Below are 18,173 nucleotides of genomic sequence, written 5' to 3'. Positions count from 1 at the left end.
TCCCCCCGAGTTCCCGGACGGTTCGCCCGGAAGAGGAAACCGTCCCCGCAAGGCCCCTGCGGCGGGGGGCCGTTCGATTACAGTGCTGCGCCGGAGCCACGTCGTGGGGGAGGGGCCTTACGGTGAGTACCACAGCGGCAGCCGTCTGGGGCCGGGCCGAACAGCAGGACTACCGCGCCCGCGTACGCGGCTGCCTCCTCGGCGGGGCCATCGGCGACGCCCTGGGGGCCGGCGTGGCCCGCCTGCCCGTCGAGGCGATCCGCGAGACGCACGGCGCCGACGGGCTCACCGACCTGGCCCCCGCCCACGGCCGGCGCGGGGCCGTCACCTACGCCACCCAGCTCGCCATGTTCACCGTGGACGGGCTGATCCGCGCCCAGGTGCGCCGCGACACCGGCGCCTGGCACCCGCCGACCGATCTGCACCGGGCGTATCTGCGCTGGGCGGCCACCCAGCGGGACTGGGGCCCCGACGAGCGGCGCAAGGACAACGGCTGGCTGGCCGCCCAGGAGTGGCTGTACACCCGCCGCGACCCGGCCCGCGCCTGCCTGACGGGCCTGGCCGACGAGGTGCTGGGCACCCCCGCCGAGCCGAAGAACCCGGCCGTACGGGACGCCGGCGCGCTGGTGCGGTCCGCGCCGTTCGGGCTGCTGGTCGGCTGGGAGCCGCACCTGGTGTGCCAGCTCGCCGTGGAGTGCGCCACGCAGACGCACGGCCACCCCGTCGCGTACCTGGCGGCGGGGGCGTACGCGGTGGTGGTGCACGCGGTGGCGCGCGGCCAGGACATCGAGTCGGCGGTACGGGCCGCGGCGGCCCAGCTCGCCTCGCGGCCCGGCCACGAGCCCGTCACGGCCGCCCTGGAACGCGCCGCGGCCGCCGTACGGGAGGGCGCGCCGTCGCCGGACCGCATCGCGTCGCTGGGCGACACGGACGGGGAGTCGGCGGAGGACGCCCTGGCCATCGCCGTGTACTGCGCGCTGGTCGGCGAGGACGTACGGCACGGGCTGCGGCTCGCGGTGAACCACGACGGGCCGTCGGAGGTCACGGGCGCGCTCACCGGGGCGCTGCTCGGCGCGCTGCACGGGGAGACCGCCCTGCCTCCGGCGTGGCTGGCCGAACTGGAGGGCCGGGGCACGCTGCTGGAGCTGGCCGACGACTTCGCGCTGGAGATGACGCAGGGCCCGGCGCTGCACGGCCCCGCGACGGCGGCGCCGGGCTGGCTCGCCCGCTACCCGCGAGGATGAACGGTACGGAACCCGGCGGGCGGGCGCGGAAGGGCGTGCGGTGCCGCGGCGGGCGGGCCGGGGGTCCGTGAGCGGGGAGGCGGGACCCGAGGCTCGCTCATGGGCCACCCTGCCGGGTACTCGCGGGTATGTCGACGGGCCCGCAGGGAAAGGGCCGGAAAAGGAACAGGGAGGAGCCCCCTCGGCCGGGACGGCGGACCAGTCGAGAGGGCTCACGCGTGGTGCGGGAAACGCGGGGGCGGGGCTCAGAGGGAGCCGGCGCCCACCTCGCGGACGAAAGCATTCCACGCGCCCGGCACGAAGGTGATGGACGGGCCCGCCGGTACCTTGGAGTCGCGGACCGCGATCGACGCGACGACGGGGGACTTGACCTCGACACAGGCGCCGTTCCCGCCCGAGTACGAGGACTTCGTCCAGGTGTCCGTGGCGCCCTGAATAATGGCCATGATGTAGCTCCGGTTCTGGCTGGTGATGCTGGTTGGCGATCACGCCAACCCGTCAGGCTGGCGTGATCGACGCTACCGGCCCAACCTATGCGCCCCGCATGGCCGTTCACTCGTCCGAATGGCTTCTGGCGGCATGGCCTTCCGCTCGCCTCCGGCCCCGGTGTACCGTGCGGGCCTCCCCGATGGCGTATCGGTCAGATCCGGCCGAACCCCGGCAAGGAGGGCGGCTCGCTCTCCGCGTGGTCCTTGGCGATCCGCGCGATGAACTGCCGGCTCTGCTCCACCCCCAGCGCCTGGGCGCGCAGATGCTCGTACATCACCGTGTACCGCTGCACGTCGTTCGGCTTCTCCAGGTACAGGTCGCTGGTGACGCCCTCGATGTAGACGACCGACGAGTCCGCCGCGTCGGGGAACTCCAGGATCGCGTAGTGCCCGCTGATCCCCGGGTGGGCGCCCATCTCGAACGGCAGCACCTGCACCGTGACGTGCGGCAGATGCGACTGCTCGATCAGCGCCTCCAGCTGGGCCGCCATCAGCTCACGGCTGCCGACGACCCGGCGCAGCGCCCCTTCGTCGATCACGGCCCAGAGCCGCAGCGGCTTCTCGGCGTCGTGGATGCGGTCCTGGCGGCGCGTGCGGACGTTGACCCGCTTCTCGATCTCCGCCGCGGACACCTCGGGGAGCGCGCCGGTGATGACGGCCTCGGCGTACTGCCTGGTCTGGAGCAGTCCGGGCACGATCTGCGGCTCGTACACGCGCAGCGAGGCGGCGTCCGTCTCCAGACCGATGTAGACGCTGTACGGGATGTCGCCGAAGGCGTGCCACCAGCCCTGCTGGCGCGAGTCCTTGGCCATCTGCATCAGCGACTCGACGACCCGCTGGTCGGCCACCTCGTACACCCCGCACAGGTCGCGGACGTCGCGCTGGCTGATGGAACGGCGGCCGTTCTCCAGGCGGCTGATCTTCGACTGCGAGACCAGCAGGCGCTCCGCCACCTCCTCCGCGGTCATGCCCTTCTGTTCGCGCAGCCGGCGGAGCTCCATGCCCAGTCTGCGTCGCCTGACGGTGGGGTTGACATTGGACGCCACGGGAACTGCACCTCCGGCTGCCTGGCCTGCTGGCGTTGCTCTGCGTATCTGATGTTCAGCAGACTGCCACCAAAGGGCGTGCCGCGCTGGAGAATTGCCACACGGGTGAGGGAACGGGTACGGAACGGTCGGGCCGGGGCCGGACGCCGTTCAATGCTTCCCGGGAACGCCGACGCGCGGGACGGCCGGGCCGGCCGCCCCGCGCGCCCGGTGCGCCACCCGCCCGGCCGCGTGGGGGCCGGGCGGGCGCGCGGTGGTGCGTGGTGCGCGTGGTGCTGGTGTGCGTGGCGCACGTGGTGGTGCGTGGTGCTGGCGCACGTGGTGGTGCGTGGTGCTGGTGTGCTTCGTGCGCGTGGTGCCGGTGCACGGCGTACCCGTGCGCGTGGAGCTGGTGCGCGTGGTGCCGGTGCGCGTGGTGCCGGGGCCGTGCGTGAGGTGCTGTGGGTGGTGCGTGCCGGGCGCTCTCGCGTGTGCGCTGCCGCGCGGTGCGGCGACGCGTCGTGTGGTGACGCGCCGTGCGGGTGTGCGCGGTGCGGCGTGCCGCGTGGTCGCTCAGCGGGCGGCTGCGCGGGCCATGGAGCCGGGCCCGGGCCGCGAGGGGGTGCGCAGCGGGACCGCGGCGGCCTGGCGGCCGGCGCCTCCCGGTGCGGCGGTACGGCGGGGCTGCGCGCCCACACCGTTCTGGACGTCCATCACGGCGTGCGCCACGAGGCCGCCCATGGGGTCGTGCCGGATCAGATCCCGGAGCCGGGAGCGCGAGGAGCGCCCCTCGTTCCCGGGGTACAGGTGCTTGCCGAGACCCACCGCGTGCGCGAGCGCGGCCAGTGCGGCGGTCCGCGGGTCCGGCGGCACACCGGTGCGGATCGCGCTGTCCAGCCGGGCCCTGATCTCCCGGCTGATGGCCGTGTCCGTCGCCTGGTAGCGGGTGGTCGGCAGTACCCCGCACATCTGGCTCTCGACGGCATGGACCATGCCGCATCGCTCCAGATGCGAGAGGTACGTCTGACGCAGCCCCAGCCGGGGCCCGCCTATCCAGTGGACGGCCCGTACCGGGCTGCCGCGCCTGCGCAGCAGTTCCAGTGCGGAGTCCAGCGTCGGATCTCCTGTCGGCCGTGGCATCACCACGGCGATACGATCCCCGTCAGGGGCTATCCGCCCTGCCAGAGCCAGCTCCACTAGCTGTGCTCCGGCGAGGCCGAGGTCGAGCGACTGCGGCTGCGCTGTGGTACCCGTGGCCGGGTCCAGAGCGAGCAGCAGAAGCTCCTCCGGAAGTGTTCTGCGGCTCCTGCCCATCCATGCCTCCCCGCGTGGATGAATGACAGGGTGACCCCTCTCACATTCATCTGTCGAGAGCGCCTGGGCGCTTCGTACGGGAACCGGTAGGTATGTCGTTCTCGTCTTGCACCCGGGCCAAGGGCTCACACAGGGACACTGGTACATGGTTCGGACAACGCGTTGGTTGAGGAGGCACGGTGGCGGGCGAGTCCCCCGACAAGTCGGAGCAGCGTAGGTCTCCGGGGGAGACGGCTGCGGGCGGCCGAGATCCGCGGCTCGCCGCCTTCGGCGACGCGGCGCCGGCTGGGGTGGACCAGCCGACTGCGGTCTTCAAGGCACCGAAGCCTCCCACGGACACGGCGGAGCCGGAGCCGGCGAAGCCGTCGCTCGTCGCCCAGCGCCAGGAGGTCGTGACGACCGGACCGGCGAAGAAGCGGGACGAACAGGACGACTCGGACCAGTCGAAGAAGTCGGACAAGACGGCCCCGGCGACCGGAGCGGCGCGCTCCGAAGGGGACGAAACGGACGCCTCGCCCGAGGGTGACGACGCCGACGCCGCGCGCGCCGAGACGGACGCGAAGCGGAAGACGGACGCGAAGCCGGAGACGGACGCGAAGCCAAAGGAGGCGCGCGCCGTCGAGGCTGACGAGGACGCCGACGAGGCTGGCGCGGTGGCCGGGGACGCCTCGGACGCCGCCGACGGGGCTGCCGAGGCCCCGAACGAGCCCAAGGCCCCCTCGCCCTCCTCCGCCCCCACCGTCTCGTCCGGCGAGCCGGAGCCCGAGCCCGAGAAGCCGCAGGCTGGATCGACTCCCGAGCCGAAGCCGAAGGCGGACGGCGCCCCCGCAACGACCGCCGACGCCGACCCCGACGCGGGGTCCGGGCTGTCGCGGCCCGTGGACCAGCCGACCGCCGTGTTCAAGGCGTTCGGGAAGCGGACCGACGCCGCCCCCGCCGTCGACCAGCCCACCACCGCGCTCAAGCTGCCCGTGGACGCCGCGGCCCCCAAGCCCGCCGACGGCGAGCCGACCGGGGCCAAGCCGTCCGAGGCCCAGCCGACCGGGGCCAAGCCCGCCGACGGCAAGCCGTCCGAGGCCAAGCCGGCGCCGAAGTGGGCGGCGGGCGCGGACCGCGACGGCGAGCGCCCGGGCAGGTTCGTACCGCTCCGCTCGGACGCGCCCGGCACCGGCGCGCCCGCGGGTTCCACCGGGGCGGCCACGGCGAACGCGGCCCCCGCCACGGCAGCCACCCCCGAGCCCCGCAAGGGCGCCGGGTCCGGCACCGCCACCGACTCCCGTCCCGCGTCCGCGCCTGCCCAGGCCACCGGCAAGGCGGCGACGGCCACCGCGGGCACGGCCACGGGCACGCGCTCGTCCACGGGGGCGGGCACAGGCGTGGGTACCGCGCCGGCCGGGGACGCGGAGACCACCGCGGCCGTCGCCCCGCCGTCCCTCACCGAGGCCGAGCGGACCAAGCAGCAGCCCCTGCCGCCGCGCCCGCCGCTGGACATGCTGGCGGAGCTGACGAACACCCCTCCGCCGCCGGAGACCCCGCTGCGCACCCTGGTCCGCCGGGTCAAGATCTGGACCCCGCTGGTGGTCCTGCTCCTGATCATCTTTGCGACCGTGCAGTTGCTCCGCCCGCTGCCCGACCCGGCGCTGACGCTGTCCGCCGAACCGACGTACACCTTCGAGGGCGGTGAGCTGAAGATGCCGTGGCCCACCGAGGGCCAGGGCGCCGTCGAGGTCGAGGGCGTCGGCGTGATCGGCACGTACGGCCCGCAGCAGCCCGCGCCGACCGCGAGCGTCGCCAAGGCGATGACCGCGTACGTGATACTCCGCGACCACCCGATCAAGGACAAGGACGCGGGCGAGAAGCTGACCATCGACCAGAAGACGGAGGACCAGGCGAGCAACCCGGACTGGTCCACCGCCCCGGTCAAGGAGGGCCAGCAGTACACGCAGGGCGAGCTGCTCCAGCTGCTGATGGTCCGCTCGGCGAACAACGTCGCGCACTTCCTGGCGCGTTGGGACGCGGGCTCGGAGGAGGCGTTCATCAAGAAGATGAACGCCGCCGCCAAGGACCTCGGCATGACCGACACGACGTACACGGACGCCAGCGGCTTCGACAAGGGCACCGTCTCCACGCCGAAGGACCAGCTGAAGCTGGCGAAGGCGGCGATGAAGTTCGACGCGTTCCGCGAGATCGTCGACATGCCGAACGTCGAACTCCCCCAGATCGGCCGCCGACTCGAGAACGGCAACACCATCCTCCTCAAGGACGGCGTCTCCGGAATCAAGACCGGCACCTCCACCCCGGCCGGCGGCAACCTCCTGTGGTCCGCCAACACCGTGGTCGACGGCGAGGTCCGCCGCGTCATCGGCGTCGTCATGAACGTCAAGTCCGGTACGACGCTCTCCGAGAAGACCAAGCTGGCCGTCGAGACGTACAGCTACGGCCTCATCAAGGCCGCGCAGGACGGTGTGGTCTCCGCGGTCGCGGTGAAGAAGGGCGACGTCGTCGGGTACGTGGACGACGGCCTCGGCGGCCGCACCCCGGTCGTCGCCACCGAGGACCTGAAGCCGGTCGGCTGGGCCGGGCTGAACGTCGAGCTGACGCTCGACCCGGGCAAGGACGGCAAGGGCGGCCTGCCGCGCACGGCCCCCGCGGGCACGGTCGTCGGCGAACTGGCGGTCGGCACCGGCGAGGGCCGGGTCAGCGTGCCGGTCGCGGTCCAGCACCAGCTGGAGGAGCCCGGCTTCGGCGCGAAGCTGACGCGCCTCGGCTGAGGCACACGCCCGAGTACGACACCACACGGCGCCAGGGCGTCCCGGACACCGGGGCGCCCTCGCGCGTACCGGACAGGGGGCCGCCCAGTGACCAGCACACCACCCCACCACACCCCGGCCAGCCCCACCCCCGCCCCCGTCCCGGCGGGCCGCCCAGCCCCCGCCGCCCCCTCCACCCCCACCCGTCCCCTCGGGGTCATCGCCCTGGCCACGGGGCTCGCCGCCCTGCTGCACATCGCGTGGTTCCTGTTCGTGGCGAACAGCGGTGGCGACCTGGCGGCGCAGGACGCGTGGGCGGACTTCGCGGCACGGCACCCCGGTTCGGCGTACAACCTCGCCTGGTACGGCGGGATGCACACGATGTCGTACAGCGTCCTCTCCCCGTACGTCATGGCCCTGCTGGGCGTGCGCACGACGATGATGGTCGCCGGCACGGTGTCCGCCGCGCTGACCGCGCTGCTGCTGGTGCGGACGCGGGCGGTCCGCAACCCCTTGGCCTGCTCGCTGGCCGCCGTGTTCGGCCTGATCTGCAACGCCGTGTCGGGGCGGGTCACGTTCGGCCTCGGCCTGATGTTCGCGCTGGCCGCGGTCGCGGTCGTCTTCTGCGGCCCGTGGCCGTGGCCGCGCGAGGTCCGGGCGGGGCGGCTGGTGCGGGGCGCGTCGGCGGCGCTGTCGGCGGGTACGGCGACGGCGGCGAGCCCGGTCGCGGGACTGTTCCTGGGGGTGGTCGCGGCGGCGTTGTTCCTGCGGGGGCGGCGGGCGGCGGCGTACGCCCTGGGCGTGCCCCCGGCGCTGGTGGTCGCCGCGTCGGCTCTGCTGTTCCCGTTCTCCGGTACGCAGCCGAACGCCCTCGGGACGGTCCTCCTGCCCCTGCTGTTCGGTGTGCTGTGCCTGCTGGCCTCCCCTCGATCGTGGCGGACGGTACGGGCCGCGGCCGCCGTGTACGCGGCCGGCGCGGTACTGACATGGCTGGTGGACTCCCAGGTCGGCTCGAACGTGACGCGGCTGCCGATGCTGTACGCCGGCGTGGTGCTGCTCGCGGCCCTGCCGTACGCGGGCTCACGGCGGGCGCGGTACGGGCTGCTGGCCGCGCTGGTCGTCTTCCACGGATGGGTGGGCTTCAAGAGCGTGGACGACGTACGGCTGACGACCCCGCACCCCTCGTGGGCCGCCGACTCCGCACGGCCGCTCCTCGCCGAACTGGAGCGGCGCGGCGCCGCCGGACGGGCCCGTGTGGAGGTCGTACCGGCGCGCAGCCACCGCGAGGCGAGCGCCCTCGCCCCGTACGTCTCCCTGGCCCGCGGCTGGAACCGCCAGGCCGACCTGGAACGCAACCCGCTCTTCTACGACGGCTCCCTGAACGCCGCGAACTACCGCTCCTGGCTGGACCGCTGGGCCGTCCAGTACGTCGTCCTGCCGACCGGCACCCCCGACACGGGCGCCCGCGAGGAAACCGCCCTGATCGAGGCCGGCCTCCCGTACCTGGAACCCGTCTGGTCCGACACCCACTGGCGACTCTTCGCCGTCCGCGACGCGAAACCCCTGGCCGGCCCGGCCGCGACCGTGGAACGCGCCGCCCCCGACCGGATCACCCTGCGCGTGGACAAACCGGGCACAGTCCTCGTCAAAGTCCCCCATTCCCCGTGGCTGTCCCTCGTGGACCAGCACGGCGACCGCCTGCGCCCGCCCCAGGAGGGCACGTCCACCAACGCCCCGTGCCTCCGCAAGGCGGCCCGCACGGCGGACGGCGACGAATGGACCGAACTCCACGCCCCCACCCCCGGCACCTACCACCTGGCCTCCCCCTACACCCCCTTCCCCCGAGGCACCCCCTGCGCCCACCCGCGCCCATGACCCCGGCACGCCGCCGTCGGGCGGCCCGCCTCCACGACGCTCGCCCCGCAGCGCTCCTTACCGCGGTGGGGTGGCCGCCGCGCCGTGAGGAACATCCCCGGGTACAGCCCGGCTCAGCAGCACCACGGATGTAGAGACGCACATCGTCCAGGACACGCAGCGCGAGGCGATCAGTCACCTGGACGGCCTGTTCAAGAGGCGGCCCGCCCGTCCCGGACCGCCGCCGCTGATGCCGACCGCACACGTCAAGGGCCGCACCTGAACGTTCAGATGCGGCCCTTGACCTGGTGCCCCGGCAGGATTCGAACCTGCGACACCCGCTTCAGACGAGAGGCTGGGTGACCTCGTGCCTGACCTGCGGCTTCGCTGGCTGCGGAGGTAAGCGGCTACTCGACCACGGGGCACCGGTGTTGACCGCAGCTGACCGCTGCATCTGGCACGGTTGTGGCACAGGCTTCGCTCGTCAGCCGGTGGTCGTGCCGGTCGTGCCGTGGCGGGGATCGGCCGACCGGATGCAGTCACCGAGGGCAGCAAAGGGCACTGGCGGGCCCGCCGCCGCGCGAACCGTGCCAAGGCTGGCGCTGTCCGTGTCCAGGGCGGCGACAACTTGGTGGGGGAGTACGTAGAACTCCCACTGGGTCGTGTCGAGCGGGTTGTAGTAAGCGTGTTCACGGGCAGTCTGGACGGCGAAAACGTAGACGTCCGCGTTGTACGACTTCGCCTCTGAGTAACCACTGCCTGGTGACCATGTGCGAGCGCGGAGCCCACTGAAGCGGAGCGGGGACGGTGCTCGTTGATCCCAGGCTTGCAGGTATGCGCCGGCCTTGACTTCGATGCGCAGTCCGTCGTCGGTCTCGACATCGTGGCTTGCCCATTCCACACGAGGCTTGTGGGAGCCGACCGCCTGGTGGACCAGAAACTCCGCGAACAGTCCGCGTGTGTTGTTCACACGGAGGTCCGGCATGGCGAACCGCCAGAAGTCGACCACGGTCGCGTCCGGGACGCCGACGATTAACTCGTCGCCGAGCAGCGGGGACATGGTGCGCGGAGTCAAAGGCAGATGAGCAGACCGCTTCATGCATCGCAGTCTGCCAGGTCGGCGCAGCGTGGGTTCCTGTACATCAACTGTCGACAGACCTTGCCGAGCGTTGGTTGGGTGGCCGCAAGGGGTGGAGTCGAGCCCATGCTCTCAGCTTGGGCATCACGGGCTCTCTGCATCGCGACATCGCTCTGACCAGGCAGGATAGCCGTTTACCCTGTCATGCCTACCGCCCGGGCAGCACCCCTGCTGACCGCTGCTAGCCCCTCCATCTGGTGTGCTTCTGGTGCGCAGTCGTGCGGAACCCGTGAGATAGGACGAATTCGAAACGCTGCATCAATACTTGCTAACTCCTGACCAAATGCTGCAGCAGCAGCCAAGCTAGACCTCATGGTGGCACCACAAGAGGACCTGAGCCCGTACCTCGGGCCGACAGCAACTCCACGGATGTTCAACCGACCGTGGCACCGATACGCCTGGGCCATCCTGCCGCTGGTCAGCGTGTCGGTCTTCGCCTGCGTTCCCTTCATCATCGCCTCGTATCGAGGCGTTCTGAGGTGGCCGATCACGGCGCTCTACACCGCCTTGAGCGCGACGGTTTTCGGCTTCGCCGTCGTGCAACCTGACGTGAACGGATGGTTCGCAGTAGCTGTTTGGGCTTTCATGATCACGACTGTCGTGCACGTCTTGTTGCTTGACCGCGGGAAGCCGCGTGGCAAATTGATCACCTAAGGTCGACAGAGCCGAGGGACCCGGTGCAGGAGTCGCAGCACTGCTCCGTGAGGCGACACGCCGACGAGGCATGCATCACAGCAGGGTCTTCCTGAAGGACGGAACAGGCTCAACGTCGCCAAGCTCGTGGAGCCTCCGCGCACCGACAACCGTGAGTTGAGGCCCTGGAGCCTGGACGAGACGCTCGACTTACTGGCCGCTTCGCGCCAGGACCCGCTGTACGCGGCCTTCGTGCTCACCATCGCCATGGGCTTGCACCGGGGCGAGATCGCCGGCCTTCGTTGGTCGGACCTCGACCTCGACGGGCGTGTCCTCTACGTCCGGAAGCAGCCGCAGCGGCGCCGGGGCGTGCTGTACGACGACGCCCCCAAGAGCCGTCGCCGCGCGCCGTCCCGCTGCCCGCTCTCTGCATCGCGCCGTTGCGCTGGCACCGGATGCGGCAGGCGGCGGCTCGGGCGAAGGCGGGGAGTCCTGGCAGGAGTCGGGTCACGTCTTCACCACCCGTACCGGCCGTCCGGTCGAGCCGAGGGACGTCTACCGCTCCTTCACCCGCGTCGCCGAATCCGCCGGCCTTCGCGTGATCCGGCTGCACGACGCCCGGCACGGCACGGCGACGCTCCTCACGGCGGCCGGGGTCGCGCCCCGCGTCGTGATGAGGATTCTGGGCCACTCCCAGATCAGCATCACCATGGACGTGTACACGCACGTCGTGCAGGACACGCAGCGGGAGGCCATGAGCCATATGGACCGGCTGCTCAGGAAGCGTCGTCCCGGTCGTCAGTGACCGACGCCGTTGATGTCGGAAGTGGATGTCAAAGGCCCCGGACCATGATCGGTCCGGGGCCTTTGTGCTGGTGCCCCCGGCAGGATTCGAACCTGCGACACCCGCTTTAGGAGAGCGGTGCTCTATCCCCTGAGCTACGGAGGCGAGGCGTGTGGACGCCCGGGTCAGGGGCTGTCCGGCGGCGGGGCGGGACCTGGGGCCCGAGGTTGCGCCAGACGGCCGACTGACCGGTGACAGCGTAGCGGATGGGGATTGCCGGGGTGTGCCTATGGCCCCCATTGCGTGCGCGGGTGCGGTCCAGCGGTGTGGGCGTTCGGCCGTGTCCGGGGGAGGGGCTTCGGTGGGCCGGGTCAGAGGCGGGTCACCGCGCGGGTGATGGCCGCCACCAGGGCGAAGACCGCCAGTGCGGCGACGACGAAGGCCACGTCGGCCATCGCTGCTCCCAGAGGTTGGGCGGGAAACCGGACTCTACGAGGAAAGCCGCTCGCCGCCGCCCCGCCGCAGCCTTTGACGGGCTCCATACGCGGTCCCTCCCGCCCTTGACGCGACATTGACGCACGCGCTGCCCGCTCCGCCGTCCGCGGCGCCTCGGCTCCCGGCACGTCGACGCCGGGCGCCTCGAATCACGGGCGCCTCGAAGCCAGGGCGCCTCGAAGCCAGGGCGCCTCGGATCACCGCGCCTTGATCCCGTGCCCGGATGCCGTTGCCTGACCCTGATCCTCGACCTGCCCCTGCCTCTGCGCCTGCGCCTCCGCCCTGCGCCTGCGCCCCCGCCCTGCCCCTGCCCCTGCCCCCGCCCCCCCCGCCCTGCCCCTGCCCCTCGCCCAGCCCCGCCTCCCCGTCCCGTATCCGCCCTCGCCCCCAGCGCCTCCACCCCTCCCAGCCCCCTGTCCCCGTCGGGTCCGGTACCGTCCCCGCGTGTCGTACGTCGAGAGTTCGTCGCGGGTCGAGGGCCTGCTGACCGCGCCCGGTGCGCCGTTCGCTGTGGTGCGGGGGGACGACGGGCGGCTGGAGTACGCCTCCGGCCCTCGGACGCTGCGCGAGTTCGTGGAGGCGACCTGGGCGTACGGCGACGCGCCGTTCCTCGTCGGTGAGGACGGCGTGGCGTACACCTACCGGCGGTTCCTCGCGGCCGCCTGCGGGCTCGCGCGGCGCCTGGCCGACGAGTACGGGCTGCGTCCCGGCGACCGGGCCGTCATCGCGGGGCGGAACCATCCCGAGTGGCAGGTGGCCTTCTGGGCGGCGCAGCTCGCCGGGCTGGTCGCCGTGCCGCTGAACGCCTGGTGGACGGCCGACGAGTGCGCGTACGCCCTGGACGACTGCGCGCCGGGCGTGCTGTTCGTGGACGACGAGCGGGCCGCGCTGCTGGGCGGCTGGGCGGCGCGCAACGGCGTGCCCTGCCTCGACTTCCGCGCCACGGCGAGCGGTGACGCCGCGCCGCCCGCCGTGGACGTACGGCCCGACGACGACGCGACGATCCTGTACACCTCCGGCACCACCGGCCGGCCCAAGGGCGCCGTCGCCACCCATCGCGCGCAGGTCGCCGCCGCGATCAATCCGCGCTACCAGGCCGCGGCGGCCGCGCTGGAGCGGGGTGCCGTGCCGGGTACGGGACGGCCGCCGGTCTCGCTGACGACGTTCCCGTTCTTCCACGCCGCCGCCTTCACCTCCGTGTACGCCGTCATGGCCGCCGGCGGCACGCTCGTGCTGATGCGCAAGTGGGACGCGGCGAAGGCCCTCGACCTCATCGACCTGCAGCGCGTCACCCACTACGCGGGCGTCCCGACCACCGCCCTGCAGCTCCTCGACGCGGCCGGCGGGCGGCGGCTGGCCACCCTCACCAACCTGAACACCGGCGGCGCCCCCGCACCGCCCGCGCTGGTGCGCCGGCTCACGGAGGCGTACGGCGACCGGATCGAGCCGCGCAACGGCTACGGGCTCACCGAGACCTGCGGCGGCGTCCTCGCGCACTACGGCGAGGCGTACCGCCGCAGGCCCGACAGCGTGGGCCGCCCCACACCGGTCACCGAGACGCGGGTCGCCGGGCCCGACGGGCGGCCGCTGCCCGACGGCGAGACCGGCGAGCTGCTGCTGCGCGGCCAGAGCCTCGTGCGCGGTTACTGGCGCGACCCGGAGGCGACGGCGGCGGCGTTCACGGCGGACGGCTGGTTCCGGACCGGCGACCTGGCCGTGGTGCGCGAGGACGGGCGGGTGAGCGTCGTGGACCGGCTCAAGGACGTCGTCATCCGGGGCGGCGAGAACGTGTACTGCGTGGAGGTCGAAGCGGCCCTGTACGGGCATCCCGCCGTCGCCGAGGCCGCCGTGCTGGGCGTCCCCCACCCCGTACTGGGGGAGGAGGTCGCGGCGGTCGTACGGCTCCGCGGCGGGCCGGGCGCGGCCTCGGCCGACGAGCTGCGGGCGCACGCGGCGCGGGGGCTCGCCGCGTACAAGGTGCCCGCGCACATCGTCGTACGGGACGAGCCGCTGCCGCGCAACGCGGGCGGGAAGGTGCTGAAGGACGAGTTGCGGCGGGTCTACGCGCGCGTGGCGGGGAGCGGCGGCCGGCAGGCCTGATCGCCGCGGCGGCCGGGCGGAGGCCGCCTGGACCGAGCGCCTGGCCGGTACGCACCTCAGCCGCGTGTCACCCGCACCCGGTAGGCCCCGTTCCGCTCGCGGGACAGGACCGTGACGCTGACCCCGGCCGCCCCGTCGTGAAACGTTTCTCCAGGGCCGTACGGCGCGTCCGACAGCTCGGCGTGCACATTGGGGCGGCGGGTGCAGCCGCCGCTGTCGCGGTCGCCGTCCTCGACGGTCACCGGGCCCTGGCCCGTGTCCACGTCCGCCCGCACCTGGTAGATCAGCACGCCCGGATCGCACACCGCCTCGTCGTTGCCCTCGCGGGTGCGGACCTCCATCGCGTAGCCGGCCAGCTCGCCCAGTGGTACGACCGCCAGCTTCACGCCGCGCCCCGGCCGGGCGAGCGGCGTCAGCGTGTACTCGCGGGTGCCGCGTTTCGAGGCGCAGCGGACCTGGTCGGCGTCGAGCCAGCCGAGCTTCCACTTGTGCCAGCCCAGCAGGTCGTTGTTGGCACCCCAGTCCTCGGACATGATGTCCCAGTGGCCGACGGCGGCTCCGCCCTCGGCGGTGTACAGGTCGGGCAGGCCGAAGACATGGCCGTTCTCGTGCGGCAGCACCCGGTAGCCGGTCTCGTGGAACGAGCCCGAGCCGTCGTCCTGGCGGCTGTACACGAACGAGGTGTTGGACAGCGTCACGCCGTCCGCGCTGGGCGCCTCGCCGTTGCCGGAGAACGTGACGGACAGGACCGTGTCCAGCGCCGAGGGACCCGCGTTCGGTGTGACCAGTACGTTGACCAGGTCGTACGCGCTGAAGTCGACGCGCTCGTCGGCGGCCTCCACGATGTGTTCGACCAGCTTGCGGTAGCCCGGTTCGTAGGGCGCGCCGCGGTCGATGCCGTAGGCGGGGAACGGCTGGGGCATCCGCAGCCAGTCGGATACGGGCGCGTAGGGGATGTAGCGCAGCCGCCCGTACGAGCTGACGCGGAACCAGTCGGCGGTCTGCGGGAAGAACTCCGCGAACCGGCGCATCGCGGGGCCCTCGCCCTCGGCGTCCGGGAAGTCGATCATCAGGTTGAGGGCGCGGACCACGCCGGTGGAGCGGGCGTAGCCGGGCGGGGTGGGGATGCCCTCGGACATCTGCACGCCCTCCTCCGGCCGTATGCGGCAGGCGGCCAAGCTCCCCGAGTCCGCCGACTCGGCGAGCGCCCGTGCGGCCGGGTCGGATGCCGCCGGGCCCGCCGTCGAGGGGACGGGGCCCTGCAGTGTGGCGCTCGCCGTGGCGAGCGCGGCCACGGCCAGCGCCGTGACGGTTCCGATCGCGGCCGTCCTGCGTATTCGCCGTCGTCGGCTGGTCGGCTGCTGCATGGCAAACAGCCTGTTCCGGCCGGTGCGGGGGCGCTCGCCGGGTGGCCCGATCGTGGGACACCGGACGTGCAGTGACGCAGGTCACATTCGATCGGGAACAAGCGGGGAGGGGTTCCCCGTTTGGAGGAGTGTCGTCACGAAACGGGGAGCGTCTCCCCGGATGTGGACGGCTTCCCTTCAGCATTCGGTACGAACGAGGAGTCCCGCTGTGACCGCCAAGACCACCCCCGCGGAGGGCGCCGTTCCGGCGGCGCGCGCTGCCGTCCCGGGCGCGTCCGCGGACTTCCGTGACACCGATGCGTCCGCCGCCCGCGCCGTCTCGCGGACGCACCCGGTCTCCGGCGCATGCGCGGTCTCCGCCGCATGCGGTTCCGGTGCCCGCCGGACGGGCCGGCCCCGCGCGGACGCCCTGCGCAACCGGGAGCGGATCGTCGCCGCCGCGCGCGAGATGCTCGTCGAGTCCGGCGCGGACGTCCCGCTGGACGAGATCGCCCGCCGCGCCGGTGTCGGCAACGCCACCGTGTACCGGCACTTCCCGGACCGTACGACCCTCGTCCACGAGGTCGTGGTCTTCGTGATGGGCCGCGTGGCCGACAGCGCCGAGCGCGCCGCCGAGGAGGAGCGGGACCCGTTCGCCGCGGTGCGGCGCTTCACCCACGAGGCGGCCGACGAGCGGATAGGCGCCCTCTGCCCCATCCTGGCCGGCGTGTTCCACCCCGACGAGCCCTGTGTCGCCGCCGCGCGCGAGCGGCTGGAGAACGCCGTGCGGTCGCTGTTCGACCGGGCCCAGTCGGCGGGGCGGATGCGTCCCGACGTCGCCGTGGCCGATCTGCTGGTCGCGCTGTCCCAGCTGACCCGGCCCCTGCCGGGCACCGCCTGTCCCGCCAACGACCAGTTCGTCCACCGCCATCTCCAGCTGCTGCTCGACGGCCTGGAGGCCCCTGCCCGGTCGGAGCTGCCCGGGACCCCCGCGACCCTGGAGGGTCTTCGGCACCCCGCACCCCTGGAGGCCGCCCGGCAGTGAGCCGCCCCTGACCGGCACCACCCGGCGCCTCTGACGCCGCTCCATGACGGGGCGGGCCGGCCGTCGCCCGACGCGCGGCGCTCGGACACCCGAGCGCCCCGCCCTGCCCCTGCCCCGCCCTCCTCCTCCCTGTTTCCTCGCGCCTTCCCCACGCACACGCACGTCCCTCACGACCCATTAGGTGGCCACACCCATGTCCCAAACCCCCGAAACGGCGGCCGCGGCGCTGCCCGATCCGCGTCGCTGGAGAGCTCTCGTCTTCATCGCGCTCGCGCAGCTGATGGTGGTGCTCGACGCGACCATCGTGAACATCGCACTGCCCTCCGCCCAGCAGGACCTGGGCATATCCGACGCCAACCGCCAGTGGGTCATCACCGCGTACGCCCTCGCCTTCGGCGGACTGCTGCTGTTCGGCGGCCGGATAGCCGACCTGTGGGGCCGCAAGCGGACGTTCGTCGTCGGCCTGCTCGGCTTCGCCGCCGCATCCGTCCTGGGCGGAGCGGCGACCGGCGAGGCGATGCTGCTCGGCTCCCGCGCCCTGCAGGGCGTCTTCGGCGCGCTCCTCGCGCCCGCCGCGCTGTCGCTGCTCGCCGTGATGTTCACCGAGGGCCGCGAGCGGGCGAAGGCGTTCGGCATCTACGGCGCCATCGCCGGCGGTGGCGGCGCGGTCGGCCTGATCCTGGGCGGCTTCCTCACCGAGTACCTGGACTGGCGCTGGACCTTCTACGTCAACGTCCCCTTCGCCGTGGTCGCCGCCGCGGGCGCGTACTTCGTGATCCGGGAGCCCGCCGGCAGCCGCAACCGCTCGCCGCTGGACGTCCCCGGCGTCATCCTCTCCACGCTGGGCCTGGTCGCCCTCGTGTACGGCTTCACGCGCGCGGAGACGAGCGGCTGGACCGACGAGTGGACGCTCGGCGTGTTCGCCGCCTCCGCGCTGCTGCTGGGCTCGTTCGTCGCCGTCGAGCGGGTCGTGCGGCACCCGCTGCTGCCGCTGCGCGTCCTGGCCGACCGCAACCGCGCGGGCGTGTACCTCTCGCTCGGCCTGGCGGTCATCGCCATGTTCGGCCTGTTCCTCTTCCTCACCTACTACCTGCAGGTGGTGAAGGGCTTCTCGCCGCTGAAGACGGGCTTCGCGTTCCTGCCCATGGTCATCGGCATGATCACCGGTTCCACGCAGATCGGCGCGCGGCTGATGACCCGCGTCCCGCCGCGCCTGCTGATGGGTCCCGGCTTCCTGACCGCCGCCGTCGGCATGCTGCTGCTGACCCGGCTGGAGATCGACTCCTCGTACGCCGGTCTGATCCTGCCCGCGGAGCTGCTGCTCGGCCTGGGCATGGGCACGGCCTTCATGCCGGCGATGTCCCTGGCGACGCACGGCGTGCAGGCGCGTGACTCGGGAGTGGCCTCCGCGATGGTGAACACTTCGCAGCAGGTCGGCGGCGCCGTCGGCACGGCCCTGCTGAACACGATCGCCGCCTCCGCGACGACCGCGTACATCACCTCGCACGCCGCGTCGGCGGCCACCCCCGAGGCGCTGCGGCTGGTGCAGCTGCAGGCCATGGTGGAGGGCTACACATCGGCCATCTGGTGGGCGGTCGGCATCCTCGCCGTCGCCGCCTCGATCGCGGTGGCGCTCGTCAACACCGGCCGCCCGAAGGCCGCGCCGCGTGGTGCCGCCGAGGACGGCACGCCGGGCGACGAGGTCAAGGTGCCCGTCCTGGCGCACTGAGCCGCACCGCCACACGCGGTCCGACGCGTCCGGCACGGGTGCCGGCCGGCCCCTGAGACGGGCCCGGCTGGCATCCGTACCGGACGCGCGTCGGTCTACGCGGCCGGACCGCCCGGCTGAGGCCGGCGCGAGCGGCTACGCCGGGCCGCCGCCATCGGGTCAGCGGTCATCGGATCAGCGGCCTTCGAGGCAGCGGTCACCGGGGCAGCTGCCTTCGGGTCAGCGGTC

Annotated in this window: 13 protein-coding genes, 2 tRNA genes and 1 pseudogene; 8 read left to right on the top strand and 8 right to left on the bottom strand. The window is 73.0% G+C overall.

The genetic code is table 11. The features are described from left to right. Positions 1–122 precede the first annotated feature (122 nt). Positions 123–1,244, top strand: coding sequence for an ADP-ribosylglycohydrolase family protein (locus ACSUPT_RS12085; RefSeq protein WP_436944242.1), 1,122 nt, complete (start codon positions 123–125; stop codon positions 1,242–1,244). A 245-nt stretch (positions 1,245–1,489) separates the two neighbouring features. On the opposite strand, the gene ACSUPT_RS12080 is transcribed toward ACSUPT_RS12085, so the two are convergent. The 3 genes from ACSUPT_RS12080 to ACSUPT_RS12070 form a co-directional block, all read right to left on the bottom strand. After that, on the bottom strand, positions 1,490–1,690 hold the full coding sequence (locus ACSUPT_RS12080; protein ID WP_351964427.1) for a DUF397 domain-containing protein: 201 nt from the start codon (positions 1,688–1,690) through the stop codon (positions 1,490–1,492). 194 nt (positions 1,691–1,884) lie between these two features. After that, positions 1,885–2,778 carry a helix-turn-helix domain-containing protein gene (locus tag ACSUPT_RS12075; RefSeq protein WP_351964426.1) on the bottom strand — a complete coding sequence of 298 codons (894 nt, stop codon included), beginning with the start codon at positions 2,776–2,778 and terminating at the stop codon, positions 1,885–1,887. A 552-nt stretch (positions 2,779–3,330) separates the two neighbouring features. Next, entirely contained in the window at positions 3,331–4,071 is a 741-nt protein-coding gene (locus ACSUPT_RS12070; RefSeq protein ID WP_351964425.1) for a GOLPH3/VPS74 family protein, read from the bottom strand. Positions 4,072–4,361: 290 nt separating this feature from the next. Here ACSUPT_RS12070 and ACSUPT_RS12065 point away from each other — a divergent pair, with 290 nt between their 5' ends. Continuing rightward, the gene (locus ACSUPT_RS12065) at positions 4,362–6,842 is read left to right on the top strand and encodes a serine hydrolase (RefSeq protein ID WP_436944241.1); all 2,481 of its coding nucleotides are present in this window, start codon (positions 4,362–4,364) and stop codon (positions 6,840–6,842) included. An 87-nt stretch (positions 6,843–6,929) separates the two neighbouring features. Further along, positions 6,930–8,696 carry an MFS transporter gene (locus tag ACSUPT_RS12060; RefSeq protein WP_436944240.1) on the top strand — a complete coding sequence of 589 codons (1,767 nt, stop codon included), beginning with the start codon at positions 6,930–6,932 and terminating at the stop codon, positions 8,694–8,696. A gap of 285 nt (positions 8,697–8,981) precedes the next feature. On the opposite strand, the gene ACSUPT_RS12055 is transcribed toward ACSUPT_RS12060, so the two are convergent. Then, a tRNA-Ser gene (locus tag ACSUPT_RS12055) sits at positions 8,982–9,099 on the bottom strand. Positions 9,100–9,159: 60 nt separating this feature from the next. Further along, positions 9,160–9,774 carry a hypothetical protein gene (locus tag ACSUPT_RS12050; RefSeq protein WP_436944239.1) on the bottom strand — a complete coding sequence of 205 codons (615 nt, stop codon included), beginning with the start codon at positions 9,772–9,774 and terminating at the stop codon, positions 9,160–9,162. 408 nt (positions 9,775–10,182) lie between these two features. On the opposite strand from ACSUPT_RS12050, the gene ACSUPT_RS12045 reads away from it, so the two are divergent. Together ACSUPT_RS12045 and ACSUPT_RS12040 are read left to right on the top strand one after the other, a co-directional pair. Further along, positions 10,183–10,467, top strand: coding sequence for a hypothetical protein (locus tag ACSUPT_RS12045; RefSeq protein WP_436944238.1), 285 nt, complete (start codon positions 10,183–10,185; stop codon positions 10,465–10,467). A 111-nt stretch (positions 10,468–10,578) separates the two neighbouring features. Further along, positions 10,579–11,251: pseudogene (locus ACSUPT_RS12040) on the top strand (tyrosine-type recombinase/integrase); the annotation flags it as partial. A gap of 68 nt (positions 11,252–11,319) precedes the next feature. Here ACSUPT_RS12040 and ACSUPT_RS12035 read toward each other — a convergent pair. Continuing rightward, positions 11,320–11,395: transfer RNA gene (locus ACSUPT_RS12035), tRNA-Arg, on the bottom strand. Positions 11,396–11,601: 206 nt separating this feature from the next. Next, the gene (locus tag ACSUPT_RS12030) at positions 11,602–11,772 is read right to left on the bottom strand and encodes a hypothetical protein (protein ID WP_351964406.1); all 171 of its coding nucleotides are present in this window, start codon (positions 11,770–11,772) and stop codon (positions 11,602–11,604) included. 397 nt (positions 11,773–12,169) lie between these two features. Here ACSUPT_RS12030 and ACSUPT_RS12025 point away from each other — a divergent pair, with 397 nt between their 5' ends. After that, positions 12,170–13,825 carry a class I adenylate-forming enzyme family protein gene (locus ACSUPT_RS12025; RefSeq protein ID WP_436944237.1) on the top strand — a complete coding sequence of 552 codons (1,656 nt, stop codon included), beginning with the start codon at positions 12,170–12,172 and terminating at the stop codon, positions 13,823–13,825. A 56-nt stretch (positions 13,826–13,881) separates the two neighbouring features. On the opposite strand, the gene ACSUPT_RS12020 is transcribed toward ACSUPT_RS12025, so the two are convergent. Next, complete coding sequence (locus tag ACSUPT_RS12020; RefSeq protein WP_365726505.1) at positions 13,882–15,192, bottom strand: M6 family metalloprotease domain-containing protein; 1,311 nt, start codon at positions 15,190–15,192, stop codon at positions 13,882–13,884. Positions 15,193–15,601: 409 nt separating this feature from the next. On the opposite strand from ACSUPT_RS12020, the gene ACSUPT_RS12015 reads away from it, so the two are divergent. Next, positions 15,602–16,216, top strand: a complete 615-nt coding sequence (locus ACSUPT_RS12015) for a TetR/AcrR family transcriptional regulator (RefSeq protein WP_351964570.1) — start codon at positions 15,602–15,604, stop codon at positions 16,214–16,216. Between the two features lie 193 nt (positions 16,217–16,409). Continuing rightward, positions 16,410–17,945 (top strand): MFS transporter, encoded by a 1,536-nt coding sequence (locus ACSUPT_RS12010; protein ID WP_365726503.1) that lies wholly within the window; start codon positions 16,410–16,412, stop codon positions 17,943–17,945. Positions 17,946–18,173 lie beyond the last annotated feature (228 nt).

Origin of the sequence: Streptomyces sp. SudanB25_2051 (assembly GCF_964272635.1) — a bacterium.
Classification (GTDB): domain Bacteria; phylum Actinomycetota; class Actinomycetes; order Streptomycetales; family Streptomycetaceae; genus Streptomyces.
This window is presented reverse-complemented; position numbering and strand designations above follow the sequence as displayed.

Coding starts and splice junctions, on each gene's coding strand:
- ACSUPT_RS12030 (WP_351964406.1), bottom strand. CDS start 11,772: ATGGAGCCCGTCAAAGGCTGCGGCGGGGCGGCGGCGAGCGGCTTTCCT.
- ACSUPT_RS12045 (WP_436944238.1), top strand. CDS start 10,183: ATGTTCAACCGACCGTGGCACCGATACGCCTGGGCCATCCTGCCGCTG.
- ACSUPT_RS12050 (WP_436944239.1), bottom strand. CDS start 9,774: ATGAAGCGGTCTGCTCATCTGCCTTTGACTCCGCGCACCATGTCCCCG.
- ACSUPT_RS12080 (WP_351964427.1), bottom strand. CDS start 1,690: ATGGCCATTATTCAGGGCGCCACGGACACCTGGACGAAGTCCTCGTAC.
- ACSUPT_RS12070 (WP_351964425.1), bottom strand. CDS start 4,071: ATGGGCAGGAGCCGCAGAACACTTCCGGAGGAGCTTCTGCTGCTCGCT.
- ACSUPT_RS12020 (WP_365726505.1), bottom strand. CDS start 15,192: ATGCAGCAGCCGACCAGCCGACGACGGCGAATACGCAGGACGGCCGCG.
- ACSUPT_RS12010 (WP_365726503.1), top strand. CDS start 16,410: ATGTCCCAAACCCCCGAAACGGCGGCCGCGGCGCTGCCCGATCCGCGT.